This is a genomic window from Jeotgalicoccus sp. WY2, from assembly GCF_018437745.1.
Lineage (GTDB): Bacteria > Bacillota > Bacilli > Staphylococcales > Salinicoccaceae > Jeotgalicoccus > Jeotgalicoccus psychrophilus.
In genome coordinates this window covers 498,628-518,194 of record NZ_CP049818.1, presented here as the reverse complement: position 1 = coordinate 518,194, position 19,567 = coordinate 498,628, and the positions used below count along the sequence as shown (strand labels likewise).

The 19,567-nt window shown below is 41.3% G+C and carries 27 protein-coding genes and 2 pseudogenes; 24 read left to right on the top strand and 5 right to left on the bottom strand.

Features of this window, described 5'->3' with window-relative positions; genetic code table 11:
• Positions 1-3: 3 nt before the first annotated feature.
• The 10 genes from G4D76_RS02950 (at position 4) to G4D76_RS02910 (ending at position 4,635) form a co-directional block, all read left to right on the top strand.
• Positions 4-705, top strand: coding sequence for a hypothetical protein (locus G4D76_RS02950; RefSeq protein WP_213810504.1), 702 nt, complete (start codon positions 4-6; stop codon positions 703-705).
• A gap of 32 nt (positions 706-737) precedes the next feature.
• Complete coding sequence (locus G4D76_RS02945; protein ID WP_213810503.1) at positions 738-1,349, top strand: thermonuclease family protein; 612 nt, start codon at positions 738-740, stop codon at positions 1,347-1,349.
• A 164-nt stretch (positions 1,350-1,513) separates the two neighbouring features.
• Positions 1,514-1,714 carry a cold-shock protein gene (locus G4D76_RS02940; protein WP_035785698.1) on the top strand — a complete coding sequence of 67 codons (201 nt, stop codon included), beginning with the start codon at positions 1,514-1,516 and terminating at the stop codon, positions 1,712-1,714.
• A gap of 131 nt (positions 1,715-1,845) precedes the next feature.
• Complete coding sequence (locus G4D76_RS02935; RefSeq protein ID WP_213810502.1) at positions 1,846-2,163, top strand: hypothetical protein; 318 nt, start codon at positions 1,846-1,848, stop codon at positions 2,161-2,163.
• Positions 2,117-2,851 (top strand): hypothetical protein, encoded by a 735-nt coding sequence (locus G4D76_RS02930; protein ID WP_213810501.1) that lies wholly within the window; start codon positions 2,117-2,119, stop codon positions 2,849-2,851. The genes G4D76_RS02935 and G4D76_RS02930 overlap by 47 nt, the downstream gene beginning before the upstream one ends.
• Positions 2,852-2,940: 89 nt before the next feature.
• Entirely contained in the window at positions 2,941-3,234 is a 294-nt protein-coding gene (locus tag G4D76_RS14395; protein WP_250130139.1) for a hypothetical protein, read from the top strand.
• Positions 3,143-3,592: an AAA family ATPase gene (locus G4D76_RS16540; RefSeq protein ID WP_371814647.1), complete on the top strand. Its 450-nt coding sequence runs from the start codon at positions 3,143-3,145 to the stop codon at positions 3,590-3,592. The genes G4D76_RS14395 and G4D76_RS16540 overlap by 92 nt, the downstream gene beginning before the upstream one ends.
• Before the next feature lie 53 nt (positions 3,593-3,645).
• Complete coding sequence (locus tag G4D76_RS02920) at positions 3,646-4,038, top strand: hypothetical protein (protein ID WP_371814646.1); 393 nt, start codon at positions 3,646-3,648, stop codon at positions 4,036-4,038.
• Complete coding sequence (locus G4D76_RS16535) at positions 3,929-4,198, top strand: AAA family ATPase (protein ID WP_371814556.1); 270 nt, start codon at positions 3,929-3,931, stop codon at positions 4,196-4,198. The genes G4D76_RS02920 and G4D76_RS16535 overlap by 110 nt, the downstream gene beginning before the upstream one ends.
• The gene (locus G4D76_RS02910; protein ID WP_213810498.1) at positions 4,153-4,635 is read left to right on the top strand and encodes an AAA family ATPase; all 483 of its coding nucleotides are present in this window, start codon (positions 4,153-4,155) and stop codon (positions 4,633-4,635) included. The genes G4D76_RS16535 and G4D76_RS02910 overlap by 46 nt, the downstream gene beginning before the upstream one ends.
• Before the next feature lie 136 nt (positions 4,636-4,771).
• Here G4D76_RS02910 and rpsD read toward each other — a convergent pair.
• Both rpsD and G4D76_RS02900 read right to left on the bottom strand, forming a co-directional pair.
• A pseudogene (rpsD, locus tag G4D76_RS02905) lies at positions 4,772-5,375 on the bottom strand (30S ribosomal protein S4).
• Between the two features lie 220 nt (positions 5,376-5,595).
• Positions 5,596-6,063, bottom strand: a complete 468-nt coding sequence (locus G4D76_RS02900; RefSeq protein ID WP_213810497.1) for a GAF domain-containing protein — start codon at positions 6,061-6,063, stop codon at positions 5,596-5,598.
• Positions 6,064-6,178: 115 nt separating this feature from the next.
• Between G4D76_RS02900 and G4D76_RS02895 the strand changes: the two genes are divergently transcribed.
• The 4 genes from G4D76_RS02895 to G4D76_RS02880 all read left to right on the top strand — a co-directional run bounded on the left by G4D76_RS02895 (position 6,179) and on the right by G4D76_RS02880 (position 10,505).
• Positions 6,179-7,873, top strand: a complete 1,695-nt coding sequence (locus G4D76_RS02895; RefSeq protein ID WP_213810496.1) for a septation ring formation regulator EzrA — start codon at positions 6,179-6,181, stop codon at positions 7,871-7,873.
• Between the two features lie 57 nt (positions 7,874-7,930).
• Positions 7,931-9,058, top strand: coding sequence for a cysteine desulfurase family protein (locus tag G4D76_RS02890; RefSeq protein ID WP_213810495.1), 1,128 nt, complete (start codon positions 7,931-7,933; stop codon positions 9,056-9,058).
• Positions 9,055-10,230, top strand: a complete 1,176-nt coding sequence (thiI, locus tag G4D76_RS02885; RefSeq protein WP_213810494.1) for a tRNA uracil 4-sulfurtransferase ThiI — start codon at positions 9,055-9,057, stop codon at positions 10,228-10,230. Before G4D76_RS02890 ends, thiI begins: the two co-directional genes overlap by 4 nt.
• Positions 10,231-10,340: 110 nt before the next feature.
• Positions 10,341-10,505: a hypothetical protein gene (locus G4D76_RS02880; RefSeq protein ID WP_213810493.1), complete on the top strand. Its 165-nt coding sequence runs from the start codon at positions 10,341-10,343 to the stop codon at positions 10,503-10,505.
• Between the two features lie 314 nt (positions 10,506-10,819).
• Here G4D76_RS02880 and G4D76_RS02875 read toward each other — a convergent pair whose 3' ends face one another.
• Positions 10,820-11,203, bottom strand: coding sequence for a cytidine deaminase family protein (locus G4D76_RS02875; RefSeq protein ID WP_213810492.1), 384 nt, complete (start codon positions 11,201-11,203; stop codon positions 10,820-10,822).
• 15 nt (positions 11,204-11,218) lie between these two features.
• Entirely contained in the window at positions 11,219-12,016 is a 798-nt protein-coding gene (locus G4D76_RS02870) for an NAD kinase (RefSeq protein ID WP_026859684.1), read from the bottom strand.
• A gap of 205 nt (positions 12,017-12,221) precedes the next feature.
• On the opposite strand from G4D76_RS02870, the gene G4D76_RS02865 reads away from it, so the two are divergent.
• From G4D76_RS02865 to G4D76_RS02825, 10 genes and pseudogenes are all read left to right on the top strand, one after another.
• On the top strand, positions 12,222-12,476 hold the full coding sequence (locus G4D76_RS02865; RefSeq protein ID WP_213810491.1) for an AsmA family protein: 255 nt from the start codon (positions 12,222-12,224) through the stop codon (positions 12,474-12,476).
• Positions 12,473-12,748 carry a DUF6241 domain-containing protein gene (locus G4D76_RS02860; RefSeq protein WP_213810490.1) on the top strand — a complete coding sequence of 92 codons (276 nt, stop codon included), beginning with the start codon at positions 12,473-12,475 and terminating at the stop codon, positions 12,746-12,748. The genes G4D76_RS02865 and G4D76_RS02860 overlap by 4 nt, the downstream gene beginning before the upstream one ends.
• Positions 12,749-12,892: 144 nt before the next feature.
• Positions 12,893-13,168, top strand: a complete 276-nt coding sequence (locus G4D76_RS14390; RefSeq protein ID WP_250130138.1) for a hypothetical protein — start codon at positions 12,893-12,895, stop codon at positions 13,166-13,168.
• The gene (gene sppA, locus G4D76_RS02855; protein ID WP_371814645.1) at positions 13,156-13,893 is read left to right on the top strand and encodes a signal peptide peptidase SppA; all 738 of its coding nucleotides are present in this window, start codon (positions 13,156-13,158) and stop codon (positions 13,891-13,893) included. Before G4D76_RS14390 ends, sppA begins: the two co-directional genes overlap by 13 nt.
• A gap of 12 nt (positions 13,894-13,905) precedes the next feature.
• Positions 13,906-14,403 (top strand): RDD family protein, encoded by a 498-nt coding sequence (locus tag G4D76_RS02850; protein ID WP_213810489.1) that lies wholly within the window; start codon positions 13,906-13,908, stop codon positions 14,401-14,403.
• Between the two features lie 191 nt (positions 14,404-14,594).
• Complete coding sequence (locus tag G4D76_RS02845) at positions 14,595-15,260, top strand: class I SAM-dependent methyltransferase (protein ID WP_213810488.1); 666 nt, start codon at positions 14,595-14,597, stop codon at positions 15,258-15,260.
• Positions 15,261-15,290: 30 nt separating this feature from the next.
• Entirely contained in the window at positions 15,291-15,491 is a 201-nt protein-coding gene (locus tag G4D76_RS02840; protein WP_213810487.1) for a hypothetical protein, read from the top strand.
• A pseudogene (locus G4D76_RS02835) lies at positions 15,466-16,687 on the top strand (acetate/propionate family kinase). The gene G4D76_RS02840 and the pseudogene G4D76_RS02835 overlap by 26 nt, the downstream one beginning before the upstream one ends.
• 28 nt (positions 16,688-16,715) lie before the next feature.
• On the top strand, positions 16,716-17,219 hold the full coding sequence (locus G4D76_RS02830) for a GNAT family N-acetyltransferase (protein WP_026859689.1): 504 nt from the start codon (positions 16,716-16,718) through the stop codon (positions 17,217-17,219).
• A gap of 82 nt (positions 17,220-17,301) precedes the next feature.
• Positions 17,302-17,820: an isochorismatase family protein gene (locus G4D76_RS02825; RefSeq protein ID WP_213810486.1), complete on the top strand. Its 519-nt coding sequence runs from the start codon at positions 17,302-17,304 to the stop codon at positions 17,818-17,820.
• A gap of 647 nt (positions 17,821-18,467) precedes the next feature.
• On the opposite strand, the gene G4D76_RS02820 is transcribed toward G4D76_RS02825, so the two are convergent.
• Positions 18,468-19,523 carry an LLM class flavin-dependent oxidoreductase gene (locus tag G4D76_RS02820; protein WP_213810485.1) on the bottom strand — a complete coding sequence of 352 codons (1,056 nt, stop codon included), beginning with the start codon at positions 19,521-19,523 and terminating at the stop codon, positions 18,468-18,470.
• Positions 19,524-19,567: the final 44 nt, after the last annotated feature.

The window sequence follows — 19,567 nt, the reverse complement described above, 5'->3', positions numbered from 1 at the left end:
TAAATGGGGATTATATTCGGATTTTTAATTTTTATAGCAACTACTACAGCAGTATTATTCGGTCTTGCCATGCATGGACATTGGACTGACAAAGATGACAGCGCGTCATTTTGGAAATCGGTAATTGTATTGTTAACGGTGTCGGGCATTCTAATGATAAACCGTGCACTGACTGTCGAAGGTGCAACAATTAATGAAGCATTCTTAATTTTATGGGTCATGATGTCGATAGGAATGTTTATTTCTATGGCATCGAGCCGATTTTATAATTTGAAATATAAACAAAAAGGTAAATTCAGGAAAATTACACGCAATTCTTTTATCGTTGGTTTTCTACTGTTTCTTTTATTTATATTTACAATGCCCGGAACGAATGTAGAAGAAGGGGCAGCAGCGGTTGAATCGGAAACTGTAAAGACCGCAAAAGAAATTTCTGAAGATAATGAAGCGGGTTCTGATGCTGAAAAGCAGGCAGAGGAAGAACGCTTAGCTGCTGAGAAAGCTAAAGAAGAACAGGCAGCAGAGAATAAAGCTAAAGAAGAACAGGCTCAGGCTGAAAAGGAAGACAAGCTGAGCGTGAAGCGCAAGAGCAGAAAGAAAAAGAGCAGGCTGAGAAAGAGAAACAGGAGAAGCTTGCTGCTGAAAAGGAAGCTGAAGAAAAAGCTGAAGTTGAAAAACAGGCTGAAGCAGAGTCTTCTGCAATAGATGGTCTTACAGCAGTAGAACTTTATCGTGTAGTGGATGGTGATACTGTTCATGTAATCGACAGCGACAATAATATGCTGAAGTTAAGACTGTTGTTAATTGATACACCGGAGACAGTGCATCCAAAGAAGCCTGTTGAAGCATTTGGTCCTGAGGCATCAGCGAGAATGACTGAGCTGATGAATAACGCAGAGGACTTACATATTGAGTACGATGAAGGTGAACAGACTGATCATTACGGCAGACATCTTGTATATTTATATGCTGACGGTGAAAGTGTTCATGAAGTGCTGCTTGAAGAAGGACTTGCCAGAGTAGGCTATATATATGAGCAGCAGCGTTATCTCGAAGCTTTCCGTGAAAAAGAACAATATGCTAAAAATAATCAGCTTGGTATCTGGTCAGTGCCGGGTTATGTAAATGAAGCCGGTGAAGGTTTCAACAGCGAAGAGGAAGAAGCTGTCACAAAAACCGTTCCTGAAACCAATGCGAACCAAAGCACAGCAACCGATTCAGGCGCTTCGTACAACTTCGCGAATTGTACTGAATTAAAAACTGAATTCCCTGATGGGGTAGCCAGCGATCACCCGGCATATCAGTCTAAAATGGATGGAGATAAAGATAATTGGGCATGTGAAAGTTAAAAAAAATTGATAATTGGGTTGGCTTATTGGTCAGACCATGGTATATTAAGAGTGTAGTTTTTAAGTCAAAGTTTAAATAGTTTCTATTCATATTCTGAAAAAACTCTTTTAAATGTTTAAAACTGCAAAAATAACACGTGCATAAGCACAAGGAGGTTTTTTCAATGAATGAAGGAACTGTGAAATGGTTTAATGGAGAAAAAGGTTTTGGTTTCATCGAGCAAGAAGCAGGAGACGACGTGTTCGTACACTTCTCAGCTATCCAAGGTGAAGGATACAAAACTTTAGAAGAAGGCCAAAAAGTTACTTTTGAAATCGAAGAAGGACAACGCGGACCACAAGCTGTCAACGTTGAAACTGTTTAATAAATAGTTTAATTTTTAAGAGGCACCTCCGGGTGTCTCTTTTTTGTCTTTTTATTTATGAATACTTTCGCCTGGTATATAGTTTATAATGAGTAATAATAACAGTAAACTGTAATTCGGAGGTCTTTTACATGGGAAAAGATATATACGTAGGTGATGGAAGAAAAGAAATTATTTTCCAGGATATTTTTAATAATATACAAAATGGCGACCGGGTGATTATGTCTGAAACTAAATCTTTTCACACTTTGACCGATGGACTCACTGTTCCTGAAGACGGTGAACTTGAAATCGTGGGAAGAGCAGGCGAGGACGTCATTGTCAGCGCAGGTATGACAGTTTACGGACAGTTGGTATTGAGAAACCTAACCTTGGACCTATCACTGACAGATGCAAATGCCGGTGAAAGAATTTGTAGACAGAGGGAATCTGATTTTAGAAAACGTTAAAATTATTGGAAGCGCACGTACAGCGAGTCCGGTTATGGTTAACAGCGGTAAAATAATTCTGAACAGCTCGACGGTTATAAATAAGGCTGAACAGAGCTATGCTGTTGAATTGAAAAATGCCAGTACCGGCAGCGTTGAAAATTGTAATGTCGACGGCCTTGTAGTCATTGGCTCCAAAGTAGAAGTATATGATTCAAACGTTTATAAAGGTGTATTTGTTAAAGAACAGTCGGAATTTGTGGGAGGAAACACGAATTTTGACTTTGCAGATGCAGTGGATCCTCGCAATATTTACTGTACCGACAGTGCGCTGACCTTAAAACAGTCAAGTGTAACGGGAGATAAAGTTGATAATCCTATCCGTGCTTTTAGAAGCGAGCTGTACTTAAGTGAAATGAGCATGATGAATGTCAGAGACAATGGTTTCGCACTGGAGCTGAATGAGGGAAGTATAGCGAACATCAGTATTTGTAAAATACGTGGAATATTTGCGAAAGCATCTACTGTGCAAATAGACGGGGATGTCACAGTTTTAAATTTCCTTGAACTATACGATAAAAGCCGGTTGACAGGTGCGGACATCAGAGTAAATATTGCACCTCCCAATTATTCGATGCAGGTGACTGAAGGTTCATCAGTCGATCTTGAAAAACTTAACTCACGTTTCTCTCCGATAAAAAGTAGATAATTCTGCATTTAAAGTAGCAGGAAGATATGTAGAGAGAGGAATTATAAATATTGATGCTATTGGGAATACGGATATCGAAGGTGACAATATTGAAATCCGTGAACTGGAAAAGGCTGAAAAACAGCAGTCTGCTGAAGAAACGTAATACAGTAGATGAGGACAGTGATGCACTTGAAAAGCTGAACGAGATGATTGGACTTTCAGAAGTGAAAGCTTCGGTCAGAAAGTTTATTAACTTAACTAAAGTGAATAAAGAAGAAAGAACGGGGACTCCCGGCAAGGCAGTCATCACTGCATTCAGTTTATCTGGGCAATCCGGGTACCGGAAAAACGACTGTTGCAAGACTCGTCGGTCAGGTTCTTTATCAGGAAGGCGTCCTTAAATCGAATAAGTTTGTCGAAGTATCACGTCAAGATCTTGTATCGGGTTTTATCGGTAAAACTTCTGAAATTACACTGGATAAACTAAAAGAAGCCCATGGTGGTGTATTTTTCGTCGATGAAGCATATACGCTGAATTCAGGCGGAGGTTCGACCAACTATGGCCAGGAAGCTCTCGATACGATACTCAAATATATGGAAGACAACCGCGACAGCATCATGATAATTTTTGCGGGGTACACGAAAGAAATGTACGATTTCTTTAATATGAACCCGGGGCTCAAATCGAGAATTCCGCACTATTTTAATTTGAAGATTACACACAAGAAGAACTATCTGAAATTGGCATTAAGGAACTGAAAAAGAGCAGTACCAATTCGATGAAGCGAAGTATATGAAAGAGCTGAAGAAAAATTATAAACGCGAGCGATACGAGCAATGCGAGGTTTGTTCGCAACTTTAACGAAGCGTTGATTCTTGAACAATCAAACAGAGTCGCAGAAGCCCAGCTTTCGGAATCGGAAGATTTCTTAAAGATCATCGAAGAAGACTGGAATAATGCACTTGGTGTAAATGAAGATGAATCATCAAACAGCCTCGCATCTATTCGTAGAGAACTGGATAATTTAACCGGACTGGAATCCGTTAAACAGTTTATAAATAAGTTAATAAAAGAAGCTCAGGCAAATAAAATGTTTGAAGAACGCGGTATGGACATCGGGAGTTCAAGTTATCACATGGTATTTACCGGACCACCTGGGACAGGGAAAAACAACTATAGCCAGATTGATTGCGAAATTCTTTAAGAAGCTGGATATATTGCTGGATGATAAACTGATAGAAGTCGACCGCAGTGATTTAGTTGGGTCTTATATCGGACATACGGAGAAAAATACAAAAATGCAATCGATCGTCGGGCGATGGGCGGCGTGCTCTTTATCGACGAAGCCTATCAGCTGTCGATAGAAAACAGCGACAATGACTTTGGTAAACAGGCGATTGAAACGCTGATTACCGAGCTTGAAAACAACCGCGATAAATTTATTGTTATCTTTGCAGGATATTCAGAAGATATGGAACGGTTTATGAATGCCAATGAAGGCTTGAAATCACGTGTTCCATATACGATTGAATTCCCGGCCTACAAAGCAGAAGACGTGGTGGAAATTGTGCTGAACATGCTGCGAGGACAATGGAGATTCAACGAAGACTTCCTGCGTATGACTGTAATGAACGCATACGAACAGCTGCCGGAAGCAGATAAGTCAAACGGACGCTGGGCAAGAAACTTTACTCAGAAACTGCTGATGCAGCATAAGAACTATATTGTGAATGAAGATGTGGAACCGGATAATTTTGATTTTATTACAGATAAAGTGATATTCGGTATGGGTGAAGAATAGATTTTATTATTTAGCGACCTGGAGTCCTTATTTGGAACTTCGGGTCGTTTTTAAATGATATATGCTATTTATCTTTGCACAAAAAAAGATCCGAAACCATTTTTCAATGATTTCGAATCTTTTAAGTTTGAATCTATTATCTTGAGTAGTACTCAACGATTAACTGTTCGTTAATATCGGCATTTAATTCACTGCGTTCTGCTGCAGTCGTCGAAAGTAACTTCTAAGTTATCTTTGTTGAATGTCAGGTACTCAGGTGTGAAGTTGCTTAATTCAACAGCTTCAGCGATGATATCAAGGTTACGTGATTTTTCACGAACTCCGATAACCTGTCCTGGTTTAACGATAAATGAAGGAATGTCTACACGTTTGCCGTCCACAGTAACGTGACCGTGGTTAACTAACTGACGTGCTTGACGTTGTGTGCGAGCAAGACCTGAAGCACGAACTACTGCGTCTAATCTAGTCGCTAGTAAGATCATGAAGTTCTCACCGTGAACACCTTTCATTTTACCTGAACGGTCGAATAATGTACGGAATTGACGTTCGTTAACGCCATACATGTAACGAAGTTTTTGTTTCTCCTGTAACTGTTTACCATACTCTGATAATTTAATTCTTTGTGTTGGACCGTGTGGACCTGGTGGATACGGACGACGTTCCAATTCTTTACCTGTGCCAGTTAGGGAAATTCCTAAACGACGTGATTTTTTCCAAATTGAACCTGTAAAACGAGCCATATTAGCTCCTCCTTATGTTTTATTAATATATGCAAAAAACAATCATAAGGGAATAATCTCCTGCGAGGGTATACGATTTAAAGTGCCTTCGCCTCATAGCATTGGTTACGCAGCACACCAACCGCGGGGACCGCATACTTACTCGCAATGACTATCCGCTACTTATACTGTTCATTTACACAATAGTTTATTTTACATCTTTAGTTACTGAAAGTCAACGTTAAATATAGTTGATTAATGTATCGACGAATGCTTTCAAACCGTTGCGGTCTTCTTCTGTAAAACGGTCGTAAATCGGTGCATCGATATCAAGTACGCCGATGCCTTTGCCATCTTTATACAGAGGCACAACAATTTCTGATTTACTGTTTGCATCACATGCAATGTGACCCGGGAATTCATTCACGTTATCAACGATAAAAATATCGTTGCCGCGGAATGCTGTACCGCATACGCCTTTGCCGTTTTCAATGCGTACACATGCAGGCAGTCCCTGGAAGGGTCCGAGTACTAATTCATTCGTACTTTCTTCATACAAATAAAAGCCAACCAGTTTGTCTTTAAGGAAAAAGTTAAGTAGACTCGATGCATTAGACAGGTTCGCAATTCTATTTGTTTCGTCTTCGATAAGGCTCTTGAGCATTTTGTTTAACGTGTCGTAATCTTTAATTTCTATATTCGTGAACATATTATGCCTCCATGATTTTTATCTATAATGGTGATTTTAAAGAATTATACATTTATATGTTTTGCAACACAACGTTTTGAGCTATAATTGAGTATATATCTAGGAGGTAAAGTGTATGTGGGTGTATATATTAATCGCGATTATCATTTTGGTCATCGTGACAGCAGCTGTACTGCTGTACTTAAGATCTGTAAAAACACAAATGATTGATACTCAATACAGCAGACTGCATGAAGTGAATCAGCTTCCATTTAAATTGGATTTAGTGAAATTGAAAAATTACAACCTGCACGGTGAAGCTAAAGTGCTTTATAACAACTGGCAGGATGAATGGAATGAAGCATTAAATACTCATAGTACACATGCAGAAAATGCACTTGAACAGTCTAAAACAAACGTTGAGCAATTTAAATTTGCTAAAAGTACTAAAAATAATGAACTCGCAGGGGAGAATATAGAGGTCATTAAAAATAAGTACGATGAACTGACTGAAGAAGTTGCCAGGTTTGTAAAAGCTGTTGAAGAGGGGAAGCATCAGAATATTGAAAGTGAACGTCTGTACCGCGAAGCGAAACGCGACGTGCTTGCGAACGGACACAAATTCGGAGATGCTAAAAAGCCGCTTGAAGAAGTGATTAAAGCTTATGAACCGGAAGTTGCTAAGTATGAAAAAATGGTCAACGATGGGGATTATCTCCGGGCCAATGAGTTTATCTTCAGTACTTACAACGAGCTTTTAAATTTAAAAGACAACATGGATGAAATTCCAAAACTGATTAAAGAAGTGCAAAAAGAATTGCCTCAGCAGTTCCAGGAACTCCGTTACGGCTGCAGAGATCTGCGTGCGCAGGGCTACGATCTTGACCACATTAAAGTCGAAAACAGATTATCGACACTGAAAAGCAATTTAAACCGCGTTGAACCTCTGGTTGCAAAACTGGAGCTCGAAGAAGCGGAATCTATTTTAGACAATATTCACGATGAGCTTGATGACATGTATGAACTCGTTGAGCATGAAGTCAACGCGAAAAATAAATTTGACAGCGGTAAAGATGTTATTACCGACGAATTATTTAACGCTAAAGCATTGAACTATACACTGCGCACTGAAATCGATTATATTAAAGAGCACTATCATATCGATGAGTCTGATGTCCAAAAAGTAATGAACTATGAAAATGAGATTGAAAATCTGATTACGATTTACAGCGATATGATTACTGAGACTGAAAAAAATACGACACGCTACAGTGCGATTGTGGATAATATCGATTATTTAAAAAATAATGCACATACGATTCATGAAGAACAGAACAGCATTCAGGAGCATCTGGTTAACCTGAGAGAAGATGATGCAGAAGCGCGCGAAAACCTGCGTTACGTTAACGACCGTAAAGAAAAGGTCTACCGTGAACTGATGTCATCGAACCTGGTAACTTTACCTGAGCAGTTTATCGTTATGAAACATGAAATTGAAGTGAATATCAGAGAAGTTGAAAATTACTTCAGCCGGCGTCCGCTGAATGTTGAATATGTTAAAGCGAAAGTAAATGATACTGTTCTGATGATGAACAAGTTTGAACAGGAAGCATATGCGGTGATGAGAGATTCACAGCTGACGGAACTGATGATTCAGTACGGAAACAGATTCCGCAGTACGGATTCGGATTTAAATGCTCACTTAAACGAAGCTGAACGGTTGTTTAAAGAAAACCGCTACAAGCGTGCCCTTGGCCTTGCGAAAGATGCAGTGGAAAGTGTTGAACCGGGCAGTGCAGCGAAGATAGAAAAACAATTTGATAATAATTAACAAAATGACTTAGGATATGTCATATCCTAAGTCATTTTATGTGAGAGGTGAATCAGGATGATATATTTTGATAATGCAGCGACGACAGCACCTTATAAAGAGGCGCTTGAAGCCTATATGACGGCCAGCGAGAAGTACTTTTACAATACAGCAAGTATTCATCAGAGCGGCAAAGATGCAGCGAGACTGCTAGAGGCGGCGCGTGCTCAAATACTGGAACTGATGGATTTGAAAAAATACGATTTAGTCTTTACATCGAGTGCGACAGAAAGTAATAACATTGCGATTCAGAGTATGCTGAAGAAAAAGAAACAATTCGGCAAGACAATATTGACGAGTGAACTTGAACATCCGAGTATCGTTAACGTCCTTGAAGAAATGAAAAAGGACGGCTTTACGGTTAAATATATAAACACAATGGCTGACGGGACAGTTGATCTCGAACATTTAAAAATACTGCTGAACAGCGACGTAGTATTCGTTACAGTGATGGCACTGAATAACATAATAGGCAGTGTGCAGCCGATAAAAGAAATTACCGGGATGCTGAAAGATTATCCGAAAATCCATTTCCATGTCGACGCAACACAAGCAATCGGCAAAGCGGATCTGGATTACAACGGGGTCGATACAATCAGTATTTCTGCACATAAATTTAACGGTGTTAAAGGCATCGGCGGACTGTTCGTCAGAGACCTTGCAACGCTCCGTGCTGTACAATACGGCGGCGGACATGAGTATAATATCAGAAGCGGTACGGTGAATCTACCAGGCATTGTAGCAATGGCAAAAGCACTTCGTCTGACGCTCGGTGAAGCACGTGAAGTGAATAAGCGCCTCAGCCGGTTTAATAAAAAAATAAGAGACGGAGTTAAAGGTTTAAAAGCTGTTTATCTCCAGCCTGAAGCAGCACCTTATATTGTCAACATGTCATTTGCCGGAGCAAAAGGCGAAGTAGTAGTGAATGCATTATCAAAACGCGGTATCGCAGTATCGACGACAAGCGCCTGCGCATCTAAACTCGCAACATTAAACGAAACACTTCTCGCATTAGATAATGAAGATAAAATTATCGAGGGCAGCATTCGTATCTCAATGGGACGGAATACAGCTGAAGACGATGTAAATAAATTAATTACAGCATTACAAGAGGTTTATGAAGAATTAGGAGATGTACTGAAATGAAATTTGACCACATATTAATCCGCTACGGAGAACTGACGCTGAAAACAAAAAACAGAAAAATGTTTGTGAATGCGCTCCGTGACCGTATGCGAAAGGCACTGAAACAATACGACGTGCAGATTAAAGCGAACCGCGACCGTGCTTATATTGTTTTAAACGAAGAAGACCCGCATGAAATTATCGATAAGTTAACAAATATCAGCGGAATTTTAAGTATGTCACCGGTTGTCAGACTGGAAAAAACAGACGAGGCAATGAAGGAGACAGCACTTAAATTTGCACATGAAATCGAAGCTGGTTATTCATTTAAAATTGAAGTGAAACGTGCAGACAAACAGTACCATCTGGACACATACGGAGTGCAGCAGCTGCTCGGTGATTACGTAACAATGAATACGTCACACCTTACGGTTAATGTGAAAAAACCGGATTATAAAATACTTGCTGAAATTAGACCCGACGCGATTTACATGTACTATGAAACGATTAAAGGACTTGGCGGACTCCCGCTTGGTACAGGCGGCAAAGCACTGTTAATGCTGTCGGGCGGCATCGACTCACCGGTCGCAGGTATCGATATTATGCGGCGCGGAGTGGAAATCGAAGCAATTCACTTCCATTCGCCGCCGTATACGAGCCCGCAGGCAACAGACAAAGTCAAAGCACTTGTCGACATTATGAGTGAAAGAACAGGCTTCGATATTAAACTTCACATCGTGCCGTTCACAGAACTGCAGACGACATTATATGACCGCATTCCGGACAACCTGTCGATGACATCAACACGACGTATTATGCTCCGTATTGCTGAGAAATTGACAATGCAGATTGGCGGAGAAGCAGTCGTTAACGGTGAGAACTTAGGTCAGGTTGCGTCTCAGACACTGACGAGCATGTTTGCGATAAATGAAGTAACAACACTGCCGGTACTGCGTCCGTTACTCACTTTAGAGAAAAACGATATCGTTAAAATGGCGAAAAATATGGGCACATATGAAACATCAATCCTGCCATTTGAGGACTGCTGTACAATATTTAAACCAAAAGCACCGAAGACCAAACCATCATTAGAATCGGTTAAGAAATTTGAGAAAGCTGTAGATTTTGAACCGATGATTGAAAAAGCGATGGAAAATATTGAAGTGTATATGCCATCTAAAAAAGAAGAGTAAAGAAGAATTCAGCGATCTGCTGTAGAAATATAATTACCTCCGAGAGTTTAACTTTCGGAGGTTTTATTATATAGTCGGAATTAAGTACGGGGGTAAAGTGGAGGGATTTAATGAAAAGCTTAGGGTTTTTATGTCTGCTTGTTGTCATTCTTTTATTTGTGACACTGGCACTTGATTTACATAATTTTGGTCTGCTGACATACGGTCTGGGATTTAGCTTAACAATAGTATATTTTTCTTTAAAGCATCGGTTGAAGCTGGCCAGAAATAGGTGATATATACTGCTATATGAAGTTGATTCACAACGGTGAACCGCCGTTGTGAACCTAGAGCCTTGGAATGACAACAGGGAACCGCCGTTGTGAACCGAGAGTGCTGGAATGACAACAGGGAACCGCCGTTGTGAACCTAGAGCCTTGGAATGACAACAGGGAACCGCCGTTGTGAACCGAGAGGGCTGGAATGACAACAGGGAACCGCCGTTGTCATTCCAAGCGAGAGAACGCCCAAACTCCACCGCAATAACTCCGTATAAATCAAAAAAGTCAGCCCGGACAATCAAATCCCAGGTCTGACTTTAATTTTTCAGCTATACATCCCAGCGCTCGGGCAGCAGTTCGCTCAATGGAACGAGTCTGTCACCAGGAAGGTGGACAGCGCAGTCATAATTCTTATTATGAATCTGCACGATAAATTCCCGGCACCTGCCGCACGGCGGAAGTATCCGGCCGTCACGGTGCACCGCGATAATTTCTTTTATCCTTGTTTCCCCTGCTGTAACCATCGCTGCGATTGCTGAGTGTTCTGCGCAGAAACCGATTGAGCATGCAACATCGATAGCGACGCCTGTATAGACATTATCGTCTTTAGTAAGCAGGGCGGATGCAACGTATCCTGCTTTGCCATTTCTCGCAAGCTTTCTCGGCCGCAGCGTATTTTTAGCTATTGTCTGCAAATCATATTTTTCTATCATATTAAACTGCCGCCTTTACAGGAAGTTTCTCTGTGCTTTGTGCCAGAATGTATTGTTGTGGAGTCTGATTGTGTTAATTTTTTTATCGCTTAATTTAACACTGACTTTTTCAGTGTTCTGTACGCTTAATGCTTCGTTATCCATACTCATGATTGGATAGTAATCGTCAGATTGATCGATAACGAGAGTGATTGGACGCTCTTTTGATAACAGAAAACTTGTGCCGAGTGTACGGTGGTTATTATTGTTTACACTGCCGAGTTCAGTGACCTGCATCGCATTGACCAGCGGGTCAACGACAGCACCGCCAAGCGACTTGTTATAGCCCGTGGAGCCGGTCGGTGTTGATATCACAATACCGTCACCGTTAAAGTGTTCGAACAGAAAGTCTTCTATGTAAAGATCCATTTTTATCGTGCGGACTAAACTCGAACGCAGCGTAAATTCATTCAGACAGTAGTTTGGCTGATTGTTATTTACCTTTACTTCAATTACAGGATAGCTGCGTGTTTCGAAGTTATTCAATTTAAAGACCTGTCTGATTTCTAATAGATTATGGTAATTAAAATCTACATACATATAGTTTTTCTCTTTAATACCGATGCCGATATACATGCAGTCGTTTCTGAAATCGTTCTTTCTAACCGCCTGTAAGAAGGCGCCGTCTCCTCCGATGGATGCTACAATACTCGCCTCATTACAGTTTTCAACAGTTTTAATTCCGATATCTGCAAAAAGATTTTCGAGATCACTGACAATCTTTTTTGAATTCTTATTGTTTGGTTCAAAGAAATAAATAGTGTTATTTGTCATATTTAACGTACTCCTATATCAAAATAATTCATTTATACATTTAAATTTTCGAATAATATTGGGAAATAAGTAAATTATTGCTAAAATTAATAGTTCTGTATTCTATTAAAAACTCATTAATATGATTAGTTCAAATTATATACTAGTGAGTCATTTTATGCATGACCGAATGCTGAGTATGTCCAAATATGAAAGGGGGGAGTTCTTGAAGAAAGAGATGAAAATAGCGGTGACTGTTTTTCTGATTATCCTTGCGATTGTCCTGGCGGCAGGTATAATTTACTTTGTTTATACAGACTACGGCAAGACCTCGGGGAATGAACAGGCAGAATCATCAGTTGATCCGGACGGCGAGATTCAGCGTCTGTTGGAAACTGATAAAAAATCGAGTTTGACGACACTGCAAATTCAGAAGGGGAGCCTTCGGAATGGAACTTCTCTGATGATCTTCATAAAATGACACATCAGAAAGTTAAAGCGGAGATTAAATGGGGCAGTTTGGAAATTACAAAAGAGCGTATTAACAACATGCTTACAACGGCAGAGAAATCTGATTATCAGTACAAAGATTTTTACATAGAAACATTATCAGCCTGGCAGCAGGGTGATTTTACGAATGCTGTGCAGGTACATAACGTCATATGGAAATCACAAGACGGGAGTATCGGTATTGCGACCGGTCTTTTAACAGAAAAAGAAGAAATGGAATATAAGGCGAAACATTTTGATTAAAAAAGACATCTCCGGATGTCTTTTTTAATTTCTAATACATGTTAAGCGGTCATAAAGTTGATATAAACAAATCATGCTGCCAGGCGAAACACATACAAAAAAGTGTTATCATAAAACTGACTTTTAAATAGAGGAGGATGTTTCATGAAAAGAATTATCGCGTTAGTTTCAGCAATAGCGCTGGTCATCCTCGGTCTCGGTGCGTCATTTATGACGTCGCTGTGGGCGAGTGACTGGGAAGATATGTTCAATGAATTTTCAGGTGCAAATGAACCGGTGAGTCAGGTGCTTGAAGAAGGGGACGCCGGCAATAAAATTGCTGTTGTAAACTTTGATGGTGTCATTCAGGATACGGGGACTACCGGCAGCGGAATGTTCGCTACAGAAGGCTATGATCACCAAATGAAATTCAGGCCTTAAAAGATATTGCAGCTGAAGATACATACAGTGCAGTACTGCTCAATGTTAACTCGCCGGGCGGCGGTGTCTTCGAAAGTGCGGAGATACATAAATATCTGATGGAAATTAAAGAAAGCGGCAAGACAATTTACAGCTCGATGGGCAACATGGCAGCATCAGGCGGCTATTATGTTTCAGCACCGGCTGATCAAATCTTTGCTACAGATGAAACAATCACCGGATCAATCGGTGTCATTATGCAGAGCATGAACTACACTGAGCTCGCTGAAAACGTCGGAATTTCCTACGATGTGTATAAGAGCGGTGAAATGAAAGACATGATGTCTGCTTCACGCGAAGCAACTGAAGAAGAGCAGGATTACCTGCAGAGTATCGTCGATACGATGTTCCAGGATTTCGTTGATGTTGTTGCGGACGGACGCGGCATGTCTGAAGAACAGGTAAGAGAACTTGCTGACGGCAGAATTTATCTCGGCGGCGAAGCAATTGAAAACGGTCTTGTTGACCAGCAGGGTTACTTTGACGATGCGCTTGCTGCATTGAAAGAAGAAGTCGGCGGCACTCCGCAAGTAGTGGAAATCGGCGGCGCACAAACAACATCATTCCCGTTCGGCGTTAAAATCCAAAGCGCAATAGAAAGTCTTACAGGCGGCGGAGAAGTAAAAATGGTTCAGGAACTGATAAACAACCGTCAGGGTGTAGAGCCGATGTATCTATATGAATAAGGAGGAATTTCGATGGAAGAGAATAATGGAATTGTAAGAAAAGATACCGATTATATCCAGCAGCTGGATTACATGACGCATGCTTCCTTTTTCCCGAGATTCATCAGCTACATTATAGATATTATCGTGCTGTGGGCAGTGGCCCAGCTGACAATCGTACCGATTTTAACGGTGCTTGAAGTCAGGGACGTCTATTTTGGAATTGAAGCATTATCGATTGAAAACATTTCGACGACGCTGCTGTACTTCATCTACTTTACACTGATGACTTATTTCCTTAAGCAAACATTAGGTAAAATGATTTTAGGTATCAGTGTTATCTCAGCAAAAGGCACGAAACTGACATTCAGCCAAGTGTTCTTCAGAGAAACTGTAGGCAGAATCATTTCAAATGCACTGCTGTATTTGCCATATCTTGCAGTATTATTTACCGACTCAAAAATCGGACTGCATGACTTTATCGGTGATACGTATGCGGTTAATAATAATATAAAGAATACGGCGACGTAATTAAGAGCGAAATGCATCCGCATACCGCTCACAAATTACAAGAAAAAGAAGAAATCAGCCACGTGTCGGACCGAACTTTCCAATAAAGCCGATGTTAAGTGTTTGAAGCGGCGACAGTGATATAATATAATCAAGTTAACTAGGGCTATCCTATACGGATAGTCCATATTTTGTTTAAAGAGGGATATTTAATGGCCAAAACTACGATGGAACAAGTATATGAAGAACTGATTACCAGAATAGATGAGATTGTCAAAAACGATGAAAAATCAAGATTGGAAGCATTAGCAGAAAGCTTGCTGCAGGTAAATGCAGAAGGTTCGATGAGTGACCTTAGAAAAGCGTTCCAGTTTGCTTACCTGTACCAGGTAAAAGAAGAACCTGTACAAAGCAATCACCAGCTGACGCCGGATGCGATCGGTTACTTAGTCGCTCATATTATCGATTTATTTACTGCAGGAAAAGAAACTGAACTGATGGATGTCGGCAGCGGTACAGGACACCTTGCAATGACAGTGAAAGAAATGGTCGACAATGTAAACCTTTCAGGTGTTGAAGTGGACCCGGCACTCGCAGAAATTAATGCAAACTTATGTGAGTTCTTAAAAGTGCCGATGTACATTCACCCGCAAAACGTTATTGAACCGAGCAGGATTCCGTCAGCAGAAATTGCAATCGGAGACTTACCTGTAGGCTATTACCCGCTCCCGGCTGTGGATTACAAAACAGCATTTTCAAAAGGCCAGAGCTACGCTCACCTGCTTATGCTTGAAGCGGGCATGAACTTAGTGAAAGATGACGGCTTAGGTGTGTTTATCGTACCGTCAATATGCTTGAAGAAAATAACGAGACGATAAAAATATATTTCCGAAGATGCGTCATTGCTGATGTTCTTAAACCTACCGGCAACAATCTTTAAAACGGAAAAACAGCGTAAATCAATTATTGTACTGAAAAAAGGATTCTCGCCGCTTGTGAACAACGAAGTGCTGATCGGCGATGTGCCTGATTTTAAAAATGCCGAGAAAATGCAGGAGTTTTTACGTCAGCTGAACGATTGGTATGAACAATACAGCGGAAAGCAGTGATAACACCATGACAAAAATTATTGCGATCAATGCCGGCAGTTCGTCCTTTAAATTTGAACTGTTCAAAATGCCTGAAGAAACTGAAATTGCCCGCGGTTTAGTCGAGAGAATTGGACTCGGCGGCGGGAAATTCACACTCGCCTATAAGGGTGGACGGGAAACGTTTGAAAGAAACTTTAAAGATCATAAAGAAGCAGTTAACGTCATGCTGGAAGCATTGATAAAAAAGAATATTATTAATCTATGGATGAGATTGAAGGCACCGGGCACCGTGTCGTGCACGGCGGGGAAACATTTACCGAAGCTGTAGTTATCGATGACGAAGTCATCAGAGAATAGACAAGCTTGCTGAATTTGCGCCGCTTCACAACCCGGCAAACTTAATGGGCATAGAGGCAATGATGGAACTGCTGCCGTCGGTAACTCACGTAGCAGTATTTGATACATCATTCCATCAGACCATGCCGGAAAGCTCGTACTTATACAGTCTGCCTTACAAATATTATAATGACTACCGTATTCGTAAATTCGGCTTTCACGGTACGAGTCATAAATATGTAACCGGCCGTGCGAGTGAATTGTTAAAACGTCCGATTGAAGAATTAAGACTAATCAGTTGCCACCTAGGCAACGGAGCAAGTATCGCTGCAGTTAAAGCCGGCGAATCATTGGATACATCAATGGGCTTTACCCCATTAGCAGGTGTAACGATGGGAACACGATCAGGAAACATCGATCCGTCTCTCATACCGTATATAATGGAGAAAACCGAGAAAAGTGCGGTTGAAGTACTGAACGTGCTGAACAAAGAATCGGGACTGCTCGGAGTCAGCGGATTTTCAAGTGATTTAAGAGACATTACCGATGAAGCGAGAAAAGGCAACAAACGCGCCGAACTTGCGTTAGAAGTATTCAGCTCGAGCATCCATAAATATATGGGCTCTTACGCCGCACGCATGGGCGGGGTTGATGCGATAATTTTCACCGCAGGTGTCGGGGAAAACTCTGCTTTGATTCGTGAGAAGGTTTTAGACAGCCTTGAATTTATGGGCGTTTATCTGGATAAAAAAACCAATAGCGAAACAGTCGGCATTGAAGCGACAATCAGCCATTCGTATTCACCGGTCAAGGTATTAGTCATTCCGACGGACGAAGAGGTTATGATTGCTAGAGAAGTATTGAGATTGGCGGAGTAGTTTATCCCTTTTTAAGGAGAGTTTTATCATGAAAATCAGAGCGCTCGAAGAAACGGATTTGGAGTTCGTACATCAGCTGAACAATGAATATTCGATTATGTCGTACTGGTTTGAAGAACCGTATGAATCGTTAAGCGAATTAAAATATTTATATGAAAAACATATGATGGATGCTGACGAGAGAAGATTTGTGATTGAAGACGACGGTATGCTGGCGGGTATTGTTGAACTGGTTGAGATTAATTATATTCACAGAAACTGTGAAATTCAGATCATCGTCAAACCTGAGTTTAACGGTAGAGGCTATGCGAAATTTGCGTTTGCACAGTGTCTTGCGTATGCATTCAACATTCTGAACATGAATAAAGTTTATCTGTACGTCGATACTGAAAATGACAGAGCTGTTCATATTTACAAGAAGAGCGGATTTGAAATAGAGGGCACTTTAAAAGAGCAGTTTTATACTAAAGGTCAATATCAGGATGCCTATCTGATGGGGCTTTTAAAGCGCAATTGGCATCAAGAAGACTAGCAGCTCATTTGAGCTGTTTTTTTAATACTTAAAAATAATGGGTATATATAGAATATAAACAATTTAGACAGGATGTGGGAATATGCTTGTAGTAATAGACGTCCAAAATGATACGTTTGATAAAAGAGGTACGAACTTTGCCGAGTGGTCCAAAGTTATTGAAGACGGTATTGCGAGGAGAATTGATGAAGCAATAGAGAATAACGAATCCATTATATATACGAAAAACTTATATCCCGACTTCGAATACGACGAACGTTCCGCGGAATCAATCCATTTTGATGAAGCGATATATCCTAAATTTTACGAACGTCTTGAGGGTTACGGCGACGGATATACAAAAACCTTTTACGGTATCCCGCCGGAACAAGGAAAAAACATTTACGAAAACTATAAAGATGAAGTCGAGACCAATCAGAAAATCGAATTCATCGGTGTCGAAACAAACGTATGCGTCCTCGCGAATATTATGGTAATTCAGAATATCTTCCCGAAAGCTAACATTACGGTGAATAAAAAACTCGTTGCCGCAGCCAGCGACGATCTGCACGATAAAACACTCGAAGTATTGTCGAACATGAATGTATTTATAGCAGAATAGGAGCTTGGGACATATGAGTGTCCTGAGTTCTTATTTATTTTTGACTTTTTAACGGAGTCGGATAACGTTGTGGCTTTGACATGGTAATCCGGGAGACTTTGGACTACCATGTGGCTTTGACATGGTCACCCGGGAGACTTTGGACTACCATGTGGCTTTGATATGGTAATCCGGGAGACTTTGGACTACCATGTAGCTTTGACATGGTCACCCGGGAGGCTTTGGCCTACCATGTAGCTTTGACATGGTCACCCGGGAGGCTTTGGACTACCATGTAGCTATGACATGGTCACCCGGGAGGCTTTGGCCTACCATGTAGCTTTGACATGGTCACCCGGGAGGCTTTGGCCTACCATGTAGCTTTGACATGGTCACCCGGGAGGCTTTGGACTACCATGTAGCTATGACATGGTCACCCGGGAGGCTTTGGCCTACCATGTAGCTTTGACATGGTCACCCGGGAGGCTTTGGACTACCATGTAGCTATGACATGGTCACCGGGGAGGCTTTGGACTACCATGTGGCTTTGACATGGTAACCCAAAACGCTTTGGACTACCATGTTCATTCGACAAGGGCATCCAAACCAAAAATTACCGCCTTACAATAAAAAAAGAGGACATTTTCAAATGTCCCCCTCAAAAAATACTATATCTTTCTTTCAGCTTTTATCTTCGCAACTCCGTCTCTGACAAGCGGTGCAACTTTTTCACCAAACAGTTCAATAGTCCTAATGACCTGATCGTGAGGCATTGTACCGACAGGTGTTTGAAGTGTAAAGCGCTCAACACCCATGTGTTCGTACAAAGCGATAATTTTTCTTGCGACGGTTTCCGGGCTGCCGACGTATAGTGCGCCCTCCGGATCACACATATTATCAAAGGCTTCCCGTGAATATTCTCCCCAGCCGCGTTCGCGTCCGAGCTTCGTCATCGACGTTGAAATTGATGGGAAGAACAAATCGCGTGCTTCACCGTCTGTATCCCAAACAAATCCATGGGAATTCGTTGCGACTTTTAATTTACTTTCATCGTGTCCTGCAGCTGCACCAATCTGCCGGTAAAAGTCAGCGATTCTCGCAAACTGAAACGGGCTGCCGCCGATAATCGCAAGGACTAAAGGAATTCCGAGCTCTGCTGCGCGTTTAGCAGATTGCGGTGTACCGCCGCTCGCTATCCAGATTGGAATTTCATTTTGGACAGGTTTAGGGAATATCTCAGCATTCTCAAGTGCCGGCCTGTGCGTCCCGGACCAGTTAATTTTTCCGCCTTTTTGCAAAGCCAACAGTAAATCCAATTTCTCATTGAACAGGGTATCGTAATCATTTAAATCGTAGCCGAATAACGGAAACGATTCGATAAACGACCCGCGTCCTGCCATAATTTCAGCACGGCCGTTTGAAATTCCATCCAGTGTCGCAAAGCGTTCGTAAACGCGAACCGGATCATCTGAGGACAGCACAGTTACGCCGCTCGACAGACGGATATTTTTAGAAACTGCAGCGCCGGCCGCAAGTACAACATCCGGGGCACTGACCGCATAGTCATTTCTGTGATGTTCACCAATTGAAAACACATCGAGACCAACGCGGTCAGCGGCTGCGATTTCACGTACAAGTTCCTGCAGGCGTTCTGCATGTGATATTGTTTTCCCAGTCTGGGGGTCAAAGACCGCATCACCAAACGTATTAATTCCAAGTTCCATAAGTAACCTCCGAAAGTAAATTTGAATTCAGTGTAGCTGATATA

What these genes read in the sequence shown, in the direction of transcription:
- G4D76_RS02895 (WP_213810496.1), top strand. Translation starts at nt 6,179, where the DNA reads ATGTGGGTGTATATATTAATCGCGATTATCATTTTGGTCATCGTGACA.
- G4D76_RS02860 (WP_213810490.1), top strand. Translation starts at nt 12,473, where the DNA reads ATGACACATCAGAAAGTTAAAGCGGAGATTAAATGGGGCAGTTTGGAA.
- G4D76_RS02890 (WP_213810495.1), top strand. Translation starts at nt 7,931, where the DNA reads ATGATATATTTTGATAATGCAGCGACGACAGCACCTTATAAAGAGGCG.
- G4D76_RS02830 (WP_026859689.1), top strand. Translation starts at nt 16,716, where the DNA reads ATGAAAATCAGAGCGCTCGAAGAAACGGATTTGGAGTTCGTACATCAG.
- thiI (WP_213810494.1), top strand. Translation starts at nt 9,055, where the DNA reads ATGAAATTTGACCACATATTAATCCGCTACGGAGAACTGACGCTGAAA.
- G4D76_RS02840 (WP_213810487.1), top strand. Translation starts at nt 15,291, where the DNA reads ATGTTCTTAAACCTACCGGCAACAATCTTTAAAACGGAAAAACAGCGT.
- G4D76_RS02940 (WP_035785698.1), top strand. Translation starts at nt 1,514, where the DNA reads ATGAATGAAGGAACTGTGAAATGGTTTAATGGAGAAAAAGGTTTTGGT.
- G4D76_RS02875 (WP_213810492.1), bottom strand. Translation starts at nt 11,203, where the DNA reads ATGATAGAAAAATATGATTTGCAGACAATAGCTAAAAATACGCTGCGG.
- G4D76_RS14390 (WP_250130138.1), top strand. Translation starts at nt 12,893, where the DNA reads ATGAAAAGAATTATCGCGTTAGTTTCAGCAATAGCGCTGGTCATCCTC.
- G4D76_RS02870 (WP_026859684.1), bottom strand. Translation starts at nt 12,016, where the DNA reads ATGACAAATAACACTATTTATTTCTTTGAACCAAACAATAAGAATTCA.
- G4D76_RS02950 (WP_213810504.1), top strand. Translation starts at nt 4, where the DNA reads ATGGGGATTATATTCGGATTTTTAATTTTTATAGCAACTACTACAGCA.
- G4D76_RS02910 (WP_213810498.1), top strand. Translation starts at nt 4,153, where the DNA reads ATGGGCGGCGTGCTCTTTATCGACGAAGCCTATCAGCTGTCGATAGAA.
- G4D76_RS02825 (WP_213810486.1), top strand. Translation starts at nt 17,302, where the DNA reads ATGCTTGTAGTAATAGACGTCCAAAATGATACGTTTGATAAAAGAGGT.
- G4D76_RS02820 (WP_213810485.1), bottom strand. Translation starts at nt 19,523, where the DNA reads ATGGAACTTGGAATTAATACGTTTGGTGATGCGGTCTTTGACCCCCAG.
- G4D76_RS02850 (WP_213810489.1), top strand. Translation starts at nt 13,906, where the DNA reads ATGGAAGAGAATAATGGAATTGTAAGAAAAGATACCGATTATATCCAG.
- G4D76_RS02845 (WP_213810488.1), top strand. Translation starts at nt 14,595, where the DNA reads ATGGCCAAAACTACGATGGAACAAGTATATGAAGAACTGATTACCAGA.
- G4D76_RS02880 (WP_213810493.1), top strand. Translation starts at nt 10,341, where the DNA reads ATGAAAAGCTTAGGGTTTTTATGTCTGCTTGTTGTCATTCTTTTATTT.
- G4D76_RS02900 (WP_213810497.1), bottom strand. Translation starts at nt 6,063, where the DNA reads ATGTTCACGAATATAGAAATTAAAGATTACGACACGTTAAACAAAATG.
- G4D76_RS02935 (WP_213810502.1), top strand. Translation starts at nt 1,846, where the DNA reads ATGGGAAAAGATATATACGTAGGTGATGGAAGAAAAGAAATTATTTTC.